11 protein-coding genes are annotated in these 14,089 nt (G+C 70.1%); 4 read left to right on the plus strand and 7 right to left on the minus strand.

Translation table 11 applies throughout. The features are described 5' to 3' along the window. Positions 1-56: 56 nt before the first annotated feature. The 4 genes from MJ607_RS00495 to MJ607_RS00510 all read right to left on the minus strand — a co-directional run bounded on the left by MJ607_RS00495 (position 57) and on the right by MJ607_RS00510 (position 6,092). Complete coding sequence (locus MJ607_RS00495; protein ID WP_243073588.1) at positions 57-977, minus strand: sugar ABC transporter permease; 921 nt, start codon at positions 975-977, stop codon at positions 57-59. After that, positions 977-2,599 carry an ABC transporter permease subunit gene (locus MJ607_RS00500; protein WP_243073589.1) on the minus strand — a complete coding sequence of 541 codons (1,623 nt, stop codon included), beginning with the start codon at positions 2,597-2,599 and terminating at the stop codon, positions 977-979. Before MJ607_RS00500 ends, MJ607_RS00495 begins: the two co-directional genes overlap by 1 nt. A gap of 83 nt (positions 2,600-2,682) precedes the next feature. Then, entirely contained in the window at positions 2,683-3,906 is a 1,224-nt protein-coding gene (locus MJ607_RS00505; protein WP_243073590.1) for an extracellular solute-binding protein, read from the minus strand. 146 nt (positions 3,907-4,052) lie between these two features. Beyond that, positions 4,053-6,092, minus strand: a complete 2,040-nt coding sequence (locus tag MJ607_RS00510) for a beta-galactosidase (protein ID WP_243073591.1) — start codon at positions 6,090-6,092, stop codon at positions 4,053-4,055. Between the two features lie 184 nt (positions 6,093-6,276). On the opposite strand from MJ607_RS00510, the gene MJ607_RS00515 reads away from it, so the two are divergent. From MJ607_RS00515 to MJ607_RS00530, 4 genes are read left to right on the plus strand one after another with little or no spacing between them, the layout of a single operon-like run. Beyond that, positions 6,277-7,290, plus strand: coding sequence for a LacI family DNA-binding transcriptional regulator (locus MJ607_RS00515; RefSeq protein WP_243073592.1), 1,014 nt, complete (start codon positions 6,277-6,279; stop codon positions 7,288-7,290). A gap of 38 nt (positions 7,291-7,328) precedes the next feature. Further along, entirely contained in the window at positions 7,329-7,838 is a 510-nt protein-coding gene (locus MJ607_RS00520) for a MarR family winged helix-turn-helix transcriptional regulator (RefSeq protein ID WP_243073593.1), read from the plus strand. Then, positions 7,838-9,661, plus strand: a complete 1,824-nt coding sequence (locus MJ607_RS00525) for an ABC-F family ATP-binding cassette domain-containing protein (protein ID WP_243073594.1) — start codon at positions 7,838-7,840, stop codon at positions 9,659-9,661. Before MJ607_RS00520 ends, MJ607_RS00525 begins: the two co-directional genes overlap by 1 nt. A gap of 12 nt (positions 9,662-9,673) precedes the next feature. Beyond that, positions 9,674-10,621, plus strand: a complete 948-nt coding sequence (locus tag MJ607_RS00530) for an SDR family NAD(P)-dependent oxidoreductase (RefSeq protein WP_243073595.1) — start codon at positions 9,674-9,676, stop codon at positions 10,619-10,621. Here MJ607_RS00530 and MJ607_RS00535 read toward each other — a convergent pair. Genes MJ607_RS00535 through MJ607_RS00545 form a run of 3 tightly spaced genes read right to left on the minus strand, consistent with a single transcriptional unit; the run spans position 10,605 to position 13,956 of the window. Further along, a complete protein-coding gene (locus MJ607_RS00535; protein WP_243073596.1) occupies positions 10,605-11,924 on the minus strand; it encodes a GNAT family N-acetyltransferase in 1,320 nt (439 codons plus the stop codon). The two genes, MJ607_RS00530 and MJ607_RS00535, sit on opposite strands and share 17 nt — an antisense overlap. Before the next feature lie 35 nt (positions 11,925-11,959). Further along, the gene (locus MJ607_RS00540; protein WP_243073597.1) at positions 11,960-12,892 is read right to left on the minus strand and encodes a 4-(cytidine 5'-diphospho)-2-C-methyl-D-erythritol kinase; all 933 of its coding nucleotides are present in this window, start codon (positions 12,890-12,892) and stop codon (positions 11,960-11,962) included. Then, positions 12,889-13,956 carry an aldo/keto reductase gene (locus MJ607_RS00545; protein ID WP_308193781.1) on the minus strand — a complete coding sequence of 356 codons (1,068 nt, stop codon included), beginning with the start codon at positions 13,954-13,956 and terminating at the stop codon, positions 12,889-12,891. The genes MJ607_RS00540 and MJ607_RS00545 overlap by 4 nt, the downstream gene beginning before the upstream one ends. Positions 13,957-14,089 lie beyond the last annotated feature (133 nt).

The raw sequence follows: 14,089 nt of genomic DNA on the forward strand, positions 1-14,089 counted from the left end.
GTGCTCCGATCAGCGGTGATGGGAAAGAAGCGGGAGGGCTGGTTCCCGCGGGGAGGTCAGCCCTTGACGGCTCCGCTCGTCAGTCCACCGACGATGTATCGCTGGAGTGACAGGACGAGGATGGCGATGGGCAGCGCGCCGATGACGGCGCCGGCCGTGAAAAGGCCCCAGTTCGACGACAGCTGGTTCGAGACCCACTGGTACATGCCGACCGCGAGCGTCCACTGGTCTTCCGACACGAGCACGATCTTCGCGATGATGAAGTCGCCGAACGTCGTGATGAACGACAGCAGCGCGACGACCGCGAGGATCGGCGTGACGAGCGGGAAGATGAGCTTCCAGAAGATCTGCGCGTGGCTCGCGCCGTCGATCTTGGCGGACTCGTCGATCTCGATCGGAACCGTGTTGAAGAAGCCGTAGAGCAGGAACGTGTTCGTCCCGAGCACTCCGCCGAAGTACACGCAGATCAGCGAGATCTTCGAATTGAGCCCGAGTGCCGGGATGACGGCGCCGAGCGACAGGAGCATGAGGAAGATCGCGATGAAGGCGAGCGCCTGCGGGAACATCTGGACGATGAGCAGCGTCGTGAGTCCCGCACGCCGTCCGGAGAAGCGGAAGCGCGAGAAGGCGTAGGCGGCCGACGCGCCCATGAGGACCGAGCCGACTGCGACGACGGTGCAGATGATCAGCGTGTTGAGCACCCACGTCCAGTAGCTCGTCTCGCCGAGCGCGACGTAGTTGACGCCCGAGATCTCGCTGAACAGCGCCGTCGCCGCCGAGAGCGTGCCGCGCGGATTGAGCGACGCGGACAGGACGTACACGAGCGGGAAGAGCGCGTAGAAGATGATGACGGCCGCCAGGAGGTACTTCCAGCCGACTTCGAAGATCCACCGACGCCGGCGCAGGCCGGGTCGCGATGAGGCCTGCCGCTTCGCGGTGGCGGACGAGGTGCGTGTGGACGCGGTCTGCGTGGACATCACATGAACTCCTCGAGCTTGCGGGTCTGACGGAATGAGAAGAAGGCGATGATGCCGACGAAGAGGAACGCGATGATCGACAATGCGCTCGCGAGTCCGTAATCGGCGGCGCCGCCCGAGACGCCCGAGATGTCGTAGATCGCCGAGATGAGGATGTCGGTGTACCCCAGTGCGTAGGGTGCGCCGGGTATCGACGGGCCGCCGTTGTTGAACATGTAGATGACGGTGAAGTTGTTGAATGCGACGGCGAACGACGAGATCGCGAGCGGCGCCGTGGACACGAGCAGGAGCGGAAGGATGATCGACCGGAAACGGCGGAATCTTCCCGCGCCGTCGATCTCGGCCGCCTCCAGCGCATCGCCCGGGATCGCCTGGAGCGCTCCCGTGCATACGAGCAGCCAGTAGGGGTAGCTCAGCCACACGTTGACCCAGAGCACCGCAATGCGGGCGAGCGTCGGATCGCCGAGCCAGTTGATGTCGGCGCCGAAGAAGAACAGGTCGTTGATGACGCCGAACTCCTTGTTGAACATGCCGCGGAAGACGAGCGCCGACATGAACGCCGGGAAGGCGTACGGGAGGATGAAGAGCGTCCGCATCCATTTGCGTCCACGCACTCTCGGGTCGTTGTAGACGAGCGCGAAGAACAGCCCGAGAGCGAACGGGATGATCACCGACAGGACCGACCACACGAGGGTCCAGCCGAAGACGAGCAGCATCGGCTCGGCGAGCTTCGGATCCGTGAAGAGGCGCGTGAAGTTCTCGAAGCCGACGTTGACCGCCCACCCGGCGGGGAGCGACGTGCCGTCGTCGGCCGTGAAGGTGCCCTTCTCGGTCGCGTGGTAGACCGTCCCCGTCGTCGTATCGGTGATGGTCTGCGCCGACTCGTCCCACACGAGGGTCGAGGTGTAGATCGAGGCCGTGACTGCGTCGCGAGTGCGCAGCGCGCCGTCGTTGGGGTCGTCCGACACGGGGACGCGCAGGGCGATGACCGAGTCCTGCAGTGCCTGATCGCTCAGCAGCTGGTTGCGGTCGACGATGTCCCATCCCGGGACCTCGGTGGGTGCCCCGCTGCCGGACATCTCGCCGACGTCGTTGAGCGGCTGATCCTCCGTGCCGACGCGGACCGTGCCGCCGTCGTTGATCGCGAACCCGAGCGCGCCGAGCTGCTGCACGATCGTGAGGGGGTACGTCTCGGATCCCTCGACGCGCCGCTCGCCCTGGATGAGGGCGGCTTGGACCGCCTGCTCCTGCGTGCCCGCGTGGCCCGTGCCGTAGTTCGTGAAGGCGATGTAGGCCGTGTACGCGAAGATGAAGATCTGGAAGACGAAGAGGAAGATCAGGCCCGGAAGCAGGTACTTCAGGGGGATCGTGCGCTTCGAGAAGTAGACCCAGTCGGCGATCGCGACGATCACGACCATCCCGACGAGGATGAACCAGTTCTCGACGCGGTACGCGGACAGGACGACGAGCACCCCGAACGCGTTGATGAGCATCATCAGGATGAGCTTGACGACGAAGCCCCATCCGAGCCCGCGCCAATTGCGGGCGTGGGATTCTCGGGCGGGCCGTAGCGGTCCGTCCCCCGGGGGCGGGGCCTGCGTGGCCTCCTGCGTGAGCGACATCGTGGTCCTTCCTTCTCGTCAGCGCGTGTGTCGGGGAGTGGGCTGCGGGGCGGGCAGGAAGCCCGCCCCGCAGCCCGAACCGCTCAGCCGCCCAGGGCGCCGTTGAGCGAGTCGATCATCGTGTTCCACGTCGACACGGGGTCGGCGCCGGCGATGATCTGCGCCTCAGCGGCGTTCCAGTAGTCCCACACGGTGCCCATCTCGGGGATGCTCGGCATCGGGACGCCGTTCTGCGACGACGCGAGGAAGCCCGCGATGACCGGGTCGGACGAGACCTCTTCGGCGAGCGAGCTCCACGCGGGGATGCGCGGGTCGGCGTCGTAGAGGGCGCGCTGCGCGTCATCCGTCGCGAGGTAGTTCACGAGGAACTCGTTCGCGAGGAGCGCGTTCTTGCTCTGCGAGCTCAGGTAGAAGCCCTGCACGCCGACGAACGGTGCGGCGGGCTGCCCGCCGGCCGACGGGATGGGGCTGACCTTGAGGTTGACGTCGCCGAACGACGCGATCGCCCACGGGCCCTGGACCGTGAAGGCCGCCTTGCCCGTGTTGAACAGCTCGTTGTTCGTGTCGTAGTCGATCGTCGTCGAGAGGTAACCAGCGCCGGTCTCGCCGTTGGCGCCGAGCCACGTCGCGAACGCCTCGCCGTTCGGGCCGCCCATGCCGACCTCGGTCGTGTAGGAGCCGGAGTCGTCCTGCACGAAGACGGGGGCGCCGAACGACGTCTGGAAGCCGTACATCGTGTAGCCGTCGCCCGTCTGGCCGTTCGTGTTGATGACGAACGGACGCTCGGCGCCGGACGCCGTGCCCATCTGGATCATCTCGTCCCACGTCGTGGGGGCGGTCTCGCCGACGAGGTCGACGTTCTGGATGAGAGCGACCGTCTCGGACGAGTACGGAAGCGCGTACAGCTGGCCGTCGTAGGTCATGGCCTGGATCGCGACGGGCTCGAACTCCGACGCCTTGTCGCCGAGGTCGACCGTGTTCACGACACCCGCCGCGACGAGCGCGCCGAGCCAGTCGTGCGCGCCGATCGTGATGTCGGGGCCTTCGCCCGTCGGCACCTGGGCGATGAAGTCGTTGCGGATGTCCTCGAAGTTCTTCTCGACGAGGTTCACGGTCGTGCCGGTCTCCTCCTCGAACGCCTTTGCCGCTGCCTCGACGGCGGGCTTGCGGTTGGCGTCGACCCAGACCGTGAGCTCCTGGTCGCTGCCTTCGCTGTCGGTCGAGTCGGAGCTGCCGCCGCTGCTGCAGCCCGCGAGGAGTGCGGCGGTCGCGAGGATCGCGATGCCCATTCCGATGTGCTTGCGCATTTCTTTCCTTCCAGAAGGAGGGTCGTCGCGCGAGCCGATGGGGATCGCGACGCTACGACCTGTGATTGAGGTGCCCGGGATCGTGGTGCTGTGTTCCTGGCTTTGGCTCCGAAGGTAGACCCGGGCGTGGTGCCGTGCCAGGGGTCTCAGTGCGGGTCGGCGACCACCCCCCGCGTGCCGCGCTCCGACGAGCGGATGACGGCGAACCCTCCCGCCGCCACCTCGACCTCCGCGGCGACCGACGTTGCGGTGATGAGCTCGGTCCCCGACGCCGGGATCCGCACGATCTCGTCGGTGTGGTTGACGATGACAGCGAACTCGGCATCCTCCGAGCGGCGCATCACGACCTCGACGCCTTCGGGCAGGCCGGACGGGGCGACACCCGCGTCGCGGTAGACCGCGGCGGCGACGGTCCCGAGGCCCGCGGCATCCAATCGTGTGCTCACGTACCAGCCGTGGCCCTCGCCGTGCCTCTTGCGCGTGATGGCGGCCTTGCCGGCTCCGGGGCCGTCGAGATAGGTGGCGACGACCTCGGCGTCCTCGACGACGAGGTCCTCGGCCCAGACATCGGCGATCAGGGTGTCGCTCTCGCGCCACCGGACCCCGCACGTCGCGCCTTCGCGGAGCGGCAGGAATTCTTCGACCCGGATGCCGAGGGCGGGCGTGAGCGGAGCGACGAAGCCGCCCTCGTGCACGGCGTCCCGCTCGTCGACGATCGCCGAGAAGAACGAGACGAGCAGTGTCCCGCCCTGCGCGACGTACGCGTTGAGGTTGTCGGCGTCGGCCGTGCTCAGCATGTACTGCGCGGGGGCGACGACGAGCTTGTAGGCGGAGAGGTCCTGGCCCGGCAGCGCGAAGTCGACGGTGATGCCGTCGCGCCAGAGCCGCTCGTAGAACGCGCGGACCCGCTCGGCGTGGGTGACGTCCTCGGACGGGCGCCACTCGAGGTCCTGCGCCCAGAACGACTCGAAGTCCCACAGGATCGCGACGTCGGCGACGACGCGCGAGCCGACCAGCTCGTCGAGGCGTCCGAGCGACGAGCCGAGCTCGACGACCTCGCGCCAGAGCCGGGAGCCCGTGCCGGCGTGCGGGATCATCGCGGAATGGAACTTCTCCGCCCCGAAGCGGGAGGCCCGCCACTGGAAGAAGAGGATCGCGTCGGCACCGCGCGCGACGTGGCTCAGCGAGTTGCGCGCCATCTCGCCGGGGCGCTTGGCGATGTTGCGCGGCTGCCAGTTGACGGCCGACGTCGAGTGCTCCATCAGGATCCACGGCTTGCCGCCGCCGACGGACCGGGAGAGGTCGGCCGCGATCGCGAGGCCGATCTCGCCCTCGGGATCGGCCGCCCACAGGTAGTGGTCGTCCGAGACGATGTCGACTTCGCGAGCCCACGCCCACATGTCGGTCGTCCAGCTCTGGTTGGCCATGAAGTTCGTCGTGATGGGCTGGGCCGCGTGCGCGCGGATCGCGTCGCGCTCCGCGACGAAGCACGCGCGCAGCTGGTGGTCGGTGAACCGCGCGAAGTCGAGGCGCTGCGACGGGTTGACGACCGACGGGGCCGCGGCAGGAGCGCCGACGTGGTCCCACTCGCCGTAGTGCTGGCCCCAGAAGGTCGTGCCCCACGCGCTGTTGAGAGCGTCGAGCGAGCCGTACTTCTCCTGGAGCCACAGCCGGAAGGCGCGGACGGACTGGTCGGAGTAGTCCTCCCCGACGGGCACGCCGTACTCGTTGTGCACGTGCCACAGGACGACGGCGGGGTGCTCGCCGTAGCGCTCCGCGAGCGCGGATGCGATGCGCACGATCGCCTCGCGGTACGCGGGCGACGAGTGCGACGCCATGCCGCGCGCGCCGAATCCCATGACGACGCCGTCGCGCGTCTGCACGCGGGCGTCGGGGTGGTTCGCGAAGAACCAGGCGGGAGGGGATGCCGTGGGCGTGCCCAGATCGACGGCGATGCCGTTCTCGTGCAGGAGGTCAATCAGCTCGTCGAGCCACGCGAAGTCGAAGACTCCCTCGCTCGTCTCGAGCAGCGCCCACGAGAAGATGCCGACGCTCACGAGGTTGACGCCGGCCTCGCGCATGAGGGCGACGTCCTCGAGCCAGACATCGCGAGGCCACTGCTCCGGCGTGTAGTCGCCGCCGTACGCGATCCCTGAGATCGCGGGCCAGGCGGGTGTCGAAGTCATGGACGCTCCAGCGGGTCGTGGTGGTGCGGTCTCAGCGATGTGAACACTGTGACCGGTCACAGTTCTACGCCCGATGATGCATCGACGCCAGCATCGTGCTCAATCCGTTACCAAACTGTGACCGGTCACAGTCTTCGGCGCAGTTCCTCTCGGATGCGGCGGATCCGCGGTAGAGTCGCCCTTCGTGGAGCACCCGAAGCCCAAGCGCAAGCCCACGATCCGCGACATCGCGGCCGCGGCAGGCGTTTCGCACGGCACGGTCTCACGCGTGCTCAACGGGGGCCACTGGGTCTCGCCCGAGGCCCATGCCGCCGTCGATGCGGCGATCCGCTCGACGGGCTACACCGCGAACCACGCGGCGCGCAGCCTCGCGACGGGCAAGGCGGGTTCGCTCGCCTTCCTGCTGACCGAGCCGCAGCATCTGCTCTTCTCCGATCCGACCTTCGCGCTCCTCCTCCGCGGCGCGGCCGAGGCGCTCGCCCAGCGCTCCATGACGCTCGTCCTGCTCGTCGCCGGCAGCCCCGCCGAGCGCGCGAGCGTGACGCAGTACGTGAGCGCGGGGCACGTCGACGGCGTCCTGCTCATCTCGACCCACGAGTCCGACCCCCTCCTCGACTCGCTCATCGCGGCCGGCGTCCCCACCGTCTGCTGCGGGCTCCCGCTCGGCCACCAGGCTGACGTCTCGACGGTGTCGGTCGACGAGGTCGGGTCTGCGCGTGCCATGACCCGGCACCTGCTCGACCGGGGTCACTCACGCATCGCGATGATCGCGGGGCCGCACGACACCCCCGGCGGCAAGTACCGGCTCGTGGGATTCCGTGAGGAGCTCGGCGAACGCTTCGACCCCGACCTCGTCGAAGAGGGCGACTACACTCTCGAATCCGGCATCGCGGCCATGAACCGGCTGCTCGAGAAGGGCGCGCCGCCCGACGCCGTCTTCGCGGGATCCGACCTCATGGCGGCGGGCGCCGTGACCGCCCTGCGCCGCGCGGGCCTGCGCGTGCCCGACGACGTCGCCGTCGCGGGATTCGACGACTCGGGCCTCGCCGCGACGCACGAGCCTCCGCTCACGACGATGCGCCAGCCGTGGGAGCAGATCAGCGAGCGGATGGTCGCGCTGCTGCTCGAGGTCATCGACGGCGCCCCGCACGAGGCGGTGACGCTCTCGACGACGCTCGTCGTCCGCGAGAGCGCCTGAGGTCGAGCGCCCGCACCGGCGCCCTCGATAATGGAGGGATGGCTCAAGAGGCGGACGAGGTCGACCGGATCGTCGAGGCGTGGATCGCACAGCGTCCCGACCTCGACTTCTCGCCCCTCGAAGTGCTCTCGCGCGTCGACCGGCTCTCGCGCCATCTCGACCGCGCGCGGCGCGACGCCTTCCGGCGCAGCGAGCTCGAGCCGTGGGAGTGGGATGTGCTCTCGGCGCTCCGCCGCGCGGGCGAGCCGTTCCAGCTGAGCCCCAAGCAGCTCCTGCAGCAGACCCTCGTCTCGAGCGGGACGATGACCAATCGCATCGACCGCCTCGTCGGACGCCGCCTCGTGCGACGCGAGAACGACCCCGACGACGGGCGCAGCATCCTGGTCACCCTGACGGAGGACGGCCGAGTGAGAGTGGATGCCGCGATCACCCGCCTCGTCGACGCGGAGGCCCTCCTGCTCGCGGCACTCCCCCGCGGAGACCGCGAACGGCTCGCGGCGCTCCTGCGCAAACTGAGCCTCGGATTCGACACGAACGGAACCCACTGATGGCGCATCTGCTCGGCGCTGAGGCGCTGCGCCTCGAGTTCCCCACGAAGGTCGTCTTCGACTCCGTCTCGCTCGGCGTCGACGAGGGCGACCGCATCGGCATCGTCGGACGCAACGGCGACGGCAAGTCGAGCCTGCTCGCGATGCTCGCGGGCCGTCTCGAGCCGAATGCCGGCCGTGTCACCCTTCGCGGAGGTGTGACCGTCGGCGTGCTCGACCAGGGCGACACGCTCGATGACACCTTGACGATCCGCGAAGCCGTCGTGGGCGACACCCCCGAACACGAATGGGCGGGCGACCCCCGCGTGCGCGACGTCATCGCGGGCCTGCTCGCCGATCTGGAGTGGGACGGCTCGGTCGCTCCCCTCTCGGGAGGTCAGCGCCGGCGCGTCGCGCTCGCGAAGCTCCTCACCGGCGACTGGGACGTCCTCGCGCTGGACGAGCCGACGAACCACCTCGATGTCGAGGGCATCGCCTGGCTGGCCGAGCACCTCAAGCGCCGCTGGTCGCGCAACTCGGGGGCGCTGCTGGTCGTGACCCACGACCGGTGGTTCCTGGACGAGGTGTGCACGGCGACCTGGGAGGTGCACGACGGACTCGTCGAACCCTTCGAGGGCGGCTACGCGGCGTACATCCTGCAGCGGGTCGAGCGCGACCGGCAGTCCGCCGTCATCGAGTCGCGCCGCCTGAACCTCGCACGCAAGGAGCTCGCGTGGCTGCGCCGCGGCGCGCCGGCGCGCACCGCGAAGCCCAAATTCCGCATCGACGCGGCCAACGAGCTCATCGCCGATGTGCCCGAGATCCGCGACAAGATCGCCCTGCAGTCCCTCGCGGTGTCGCGCCTCGGCAAGGACGTCGTCGACCTGCTCGACGTGTCGGTCACCTACGACGGCGCCGAGGCGCCGGTCCTCCGCGACATCGAGTGGCGCCTCGCGCCCGGCGAGCGCACCGGCATCCTCGGGGTGAACGGCGCGGGCAAGTCGACGCTCCTCGGCCTCATCACGGGCAGCATCCAGCCGTCATCGGGGCGGGTCAAGCGGGGCAAGACCATCCAGGTCGCGACGCTCACGCAGCGCATCGACAACCTCGAGGCGCACCTCGACGATCCGGTGCGCGTCGTCGTCGCGGGGCTGCGCACGAGCTACGTGTTCGGGTCGGGCTCGAAGGCGCAGGAGCTCACCCCCGGCCAGCTCCTCGAACGACTCGGCTTCCAGAGCGCGCAGCTCTCGACGCCCGTCAAGAACCTGTCCGGCGGTCAGCAGCGCCGCCTGCAGCTGCTGCTGATCCTGCTCGAGCAGCCGAACGTGCTGATCCTCGACGAGCCCACCAACGACCTCGACACCGACATGCTCGCTGCTCTCGAAGACCTGCTCGACTCGTGGCCCGGCACGCTCATCGTCGTCTCGCACGACCGCTATTTCATCGAGCGCGTCACCGACCAGCAGTACGCCCTCTTCGACGGGCACCTGCGTCACCTCCCGGGCGGTCTCGAAGAGTACCTGCGCGTGCGCACGGCTCAGCAGGCGAAGACGGATGCAGCTCCCCCGCGGTCCGCCGGCGCGCAGCCGGCGACGGCGAAGGCCGCGGCATCCCCCGCGCTCGTCGGCGCCGAGCGCCGCACGGCCGAGAAGGAGCTGTCCTCGATCGACCGGCGCCTCGAGAAGCTCACGACGGCCATCGCGGCACTCGATGTGGCGTTCGTGGGCGCGCACGACGACTATGCGCGAGTCTCGACCCTGCAGAGCGAGCGCGCGACGCTCGCGGACGAGCAGTCGACGCTCGAGGAGCGCTGGCTCGAACTGAGCGAAGCGCTCGAGCGATAGCGAGGCGCACCCATGTACGTGGTCCCCGATCAGTCCGGCCGCCGCATCGTCGTGACGGGCGCCAACAGCGGCACGGGCAAACAGGCCGCGGAGCGACTCGCGAAGGCCGGAGCATCCGTCGTCCTGGCCGTGCGGTCCCGAGAGCGGGGAGAGGCGGCTCAGGCCGAGATCCGGGCTGCGGTCCCCGACGCCGACCTCGAGGTGCGCACCCTCGACCTCGCGGATCTGTCGAGCGTGCGCGCGTTCGCCACGGCGATCCTCACGCCGGGCGAGCCGCTCGACGTGCTCGTCAACAACGCCGGCGTCATGAACCCGCCGCGGCGGCGCGAGACGATGGACGGCTTCGAGCTCCAGCTCGGCACCAATTTCCTGGGGCCTTTCCTCCTCACGAGCCTCCTGCTGCCGCGCATCCTCGAGTCGGCCGCGGGGCGCGTCGTGACGATGTCGAGCGCCGTCGCGATCTACGGGCGCATCCGGTTCGACGACCTCCAGTCGCGTCGGCGCTATCGCCCCGAGCTCGCCTACGCGCAGTCCAAACTCGCCGACCTGCATATGGGACTGCACCTCGCGGAGCTCGCGCGCGCGAGCAGTGCGCCGCTGCTGAGCACGCTCGCGCACCCCGGCTACACGCGGACGAACCTGCAGTCCGCGGGCGTCAACCTGGACCGGGCCCCCGGTCGCGAGAAGACGCCCGCCGACCGGACGCTCTTCCCCTCGCAGGGCGTCGAAGAGGGCACGGAGCCGCTCCTGTTCGCGACGGCGGATCCCGCCGCGGTGCAGGGCGGCTACTACGGCCCGCGCAACGGCCTGACGGGCCCGACTCGCCCTGCGTCGATCTACCGGAGCGCGCGCCGTGGCCCCGACACGGCGGCGTCGCTGTGGGCCGTCGCGCGCGACCTGACGGGCGCACCCGACGTGCGCCCGCTGTTCGGATCCGGCGGCGTCAGTACCAGAAGCTGAGGCGGGCCGTCTCGGGCCAGAGGAACAGTCGCGCCGCGGCGAGAGCGTCCGACGCCTCGACTCGTCCGGCGGCGACGAGCGTCGTGAGCGAGACCGAGCCCAGGTACGCCGCCGAGAGCTCCGCCACCCCGAGTCGCACCAGGGGCACACCGTCGCTCGCCGCGCCCTCCCACGGCTCGACCCGAGCAGTCCCGCTCTCGTCGACGCGCAGGATCCACCGCCCCTCGGCGAAGCCGAGCGGATCGACGACCTCGAGCGCGACGGTCCCGGCTGCCGCATAGCGACGCGCCGTCAGCGCAGCCGGCACGTCGAGGATGCGCACCCACTGGTGGTCGCCGACCGACAGCTTCGCTGCGCGACGGTCGGCGATCATCCACAGCACAGGCTCGTCGATCGAGAGCTCGCCCGCCTCGAGTTCGCCGACCAGGTCGAGCTCGAGCAGGAAGCGCCACAGCGCCGCGTAGGCGTCGGGGGTCTCGGCGACGAGCCGCTCGACGCGCACCTTCGAGCGCGCGAAGTCGGCGTGGTTCTCGCGGTACGAGTACAGCGCCACGCCGCGATCGAGGCCCGACGCATCGGCGTACCGCACGGCGCGCAGCCGCTCGGGGTGCTCGGCATCGGGCCGTGTCCCCGCGAAGCGGTCCCAGTGCCCCTCGGGCATCTCGATCTCGCCCGGCATGCCGATCCGCGCGCGGTCGTGGATGCCGGGTGCGAGCTCGCGGAACCGCTCGCGCGAGATGAAGTCGACGCGCCCGTCGGGGCGCGGTCCGATCCAGTGCGCGCGAGGCACGTCGACCTGCAGGTACCCGCTCATCGCGGCCGCCGCGAATCCGAAGCGGCCGTAGATCGTCGACTCGCTCACCGTGAGGATCGCGACGGGCACTCCGACGTCGGCGGCCCGCCTCAGCTCGCCCTCCATCATCGAGCGCAGGATGCCGCGCCGCCGGTGCGTCGGCGCGACGGTGACGGTGCTGATGGCGACCGACGGGATGCCGCGCCCACCCGGCACCGAGAGCTCGGCGACCCACGACGCGAAGGTCGCGACCGGCCGTTCCGGCTCTGGTGCCGCGTGGTCGTACACGCCGATCCGGCGGCGCTGCCCGCCGCGCTCGAACCACGCGCCGAGCTGCACCTCGGTCAGCTCGCCGTCGAGGAAGCCGCGCGCGACGGCCTGACTCCAGGGCGCGGCATCGGCGGGGTCCTCACTCGCGACGAGCCTCAGCTCGAGACCCGTCGCGTCGAGCGCGGCGCGCGCCGTCTCGTCGGTCGCGGCCGTGCGGTGGAGGGATGCGAGGTCGGTCATCTTCGGTCACTCCTCGGGTCGAACTGTCGTGCAGGTCAGAGGGTGCGCGCTCCGGGGACGGGACCGTGCACGTGCAGCGCGGTGAGGCCGGACGCGGCCAGCGTCACCTGCAGCTCGAGCGCCGGCTCGGGGCCGGCGGCGAGGAACGCGAGCGTCGGCCCCGAGCCCGACACGAGGCCCGCGAGGGCGCCGGACTGCTCGCCGAGCTCAAGCGCCGCGCGCAGGTCGCCCCGCAGCGAGAGCGCGGCGGCCTGGAGGTCGTTGCGGACGTGCTCGGCGAGCACCGACGGATCGCCCGCGCGCAGCGCCTGCAGCACGCCAGGGTCGACGGCGGGCACGCGCCGCGGCGGTGCGATGTCGGGCGCACGGTCCGCCCGGAGCCGATCCAGGTGGCGGTACACGTCGGGCGTCGAGAGGCCGTCGCCGTCGCTCGTGACGATGATCCAGTCGAACCGGCCCTTCGCGAGGGCGGGGCTCAGCTGATCGCCGCGACCCGTCCCGATCGCTGTCCCGCCGAGGAGCGAGAACGGCACGTCGGCGCCGAGCCTCGTCGCGATCCGGTGCAGCTCGGCTGTCCCGAGCTCGGTGCCCCACAGCGCGTCGCACGCGACCAGTGCGGCAGCGGCATCCGCAGATCCTCCGCCCATCCCGCCCGCGACGGGCACGTGCTTGACGATCTCGAGGTGCACGCCGCCCTTGTAGCCCGCGCGCTGCGCGACGAGGCGGGCTGCGCGCAGGGCGAGGTTGCGGTCGTCGGCGGGGACGCCCGAGACGTCGACCGTGCCCGAGATCGAGATCGAGAAGTCGTCCGCGGACTCGGCCCACACGTCCTCGTAGAGCGACACCGCCTGATACGCGGAGGCGACGTCGTGGTAGCCGTCCTCCTGCACGTCGCCGACCTCGAAGAAGAGGTTGATCTTCCCCGGGGCCCGGACGTGGACGCGATCGGCGACGGCGGCCCGCGTCACGACTCGGCCGACTCCGCCCAGGGGTTCGGGTCCATCGCGTCCGCGAGCGCGTCGATCTGCTCGAGCTCCTCCGTCGAGAAGGCGGGGCCCTGCGTCGCGGTGATGTTCTCGTCGATCTGAGCGGTCGACGAGGCGCCGATGAGCGCCGATGCGACGACGGGGTCGCGGAGCGTCCACTGGATCGCGAACTGCGCGAGCGACTGTCCGCGCTCCTTCGCGATGACGTCGAGTCCGCGGAGGGTCGTGAGCGCCTTGTCGGTCAGGCGACGGCCGCCGAGCGACCAGCGGTCCTGCGAGCGCTGGGCGCTGCCGTCGCCGAGGTACTTGCTCGTGAGCAGGCCCTGCGCGAGGGGCACGAACGCGATCGCGCCGAGGCCCTCCTTCTTCAGCACGCCCGTCAGGCCGTCCTCGATCCAGCGGTCGAGGATCGAGTACGACGGCTGGTGGATGACGAGGGGCGTGCCGAGGCTGCGGGCGACGGCCGCCGCGACGACGGTCTGCTCGGCGCTGTACGACGAGATCCCGACGTAGAGCGCCTTGCCCTGGCGGACGAGCGTGTCGAGCGCCGCGACGGTCTCCTCGACGGGCACGTCGGGGTCGTATCGGTGCGAGTAGAAGATGTCGACGTAGTCGACGCTCATGCGGGTGAGGGACTGCTCGGCGCTCGCGATGAGGTACTTCTTCGAGCCGCCGTTGGCGTACGGGCCGTCCCACATGTCGTAGCCGGCCTTCGACGAGATGATGAGCTCGTCGCGGTAGCGGCCGAAGTCCTCGCGCATCATCCGGCCGAAGTTGGTCTCGGCTGAGCCGTACGGCGGACCGTAGTTGTTCGCGAGGTCGAAGTGCGTGATGCCCTTGTCGAAGGCGTGACGCAGCACCTCGCGCTGACGGTCGAACGGGATGTTGTCGCCGAAGTTCCACCACAATCCGAGCGAGATCGGCGGGAGCGTCAGGCCGGACGCGCCGACCTTGCGGTATTCGAGAGCGTCGTAGCGGGTGTGGGCGGCGGAGTACGGGCGGTGCAGGTCGCCGCCGCGGGAGCGATAGCGCGATTCATCGGTCACCGTTCGAGGCTAGCGTGCCGGGCCCGGCGAGGTCAGCGCCGGCGTCGCGGGCCTCGCCGTGCCTGTTGTCAAGGGGCCCCGGGGGAAACGACCGCGAAACACGGTCTGCGTAGGGTGACGAGTCCCCCGTCCC

The sequence above is a fragment of the Microbacterium sp. SS28 genome, from assembly GCF_022761035.1.
Lineage (GTDB): Bacteria > Actinomycetota > Actinomycetes > Actinomycetales > Microbacteriaceae > Microbacterium.

Coding starts and splice junctions, on each gene's coding strand:
- MJ607_RS00500 (WP_243073589.1), bottom strand. CDS start 2,599: ATGTCGCTCACGCAGGAGGCCACGCAGGCCCCGCCCCCGGGGGACGGA.
- MJ607_RS00510 (WP_243073591.1), bottom strand. CDS start 6,092: ATGACTTCGACACCCGCCTGGCCCGCGATCTCAGGGATCGCGTACGGC.
- MJ607_RS00520 (WP_243073593.1), top strand. CDS start 7,329: ATGGCTCAAGAGGCGGACGAGGTCGACCGGATCGTCGAGGCGTGGATC.
- MJ607_RS00505 (WP_243073590.1), bottom strand. CDS start 3,906: ATGCGCAAGCACATCGGAATGGGCATCGCGATCCTCGCGACCGCCGCA.
- MJ607_RS00535 (WP_243073596.1), bottom strand. CDS start 11,924: ATGACCGACCTCGCATCCCTCCACCGCACGGCCGCGACCGACGAGACG.
- MJ607_RS00495 (WP_243073588.1), bottom strand. CDS start 977: ATGTCCACGCAGACCGCGTCCACACGCACCTCGTCCGCCACCGCGAAG.
- MJ607_RS00525 (WP_243073594.1), top strand. CDS start 7,838: ATGGCGCATCTGCTCGGCGCTGAGGCGCTGCGCCTCGAGTTCCCCACG.
- MJ607_RS00530 (WP_243073595.1), top strand. CDS start 9,674: ATGTACGTGGTCCCCGATCAGTCCGGCCGCCGCATCGTCGTGACGGGC.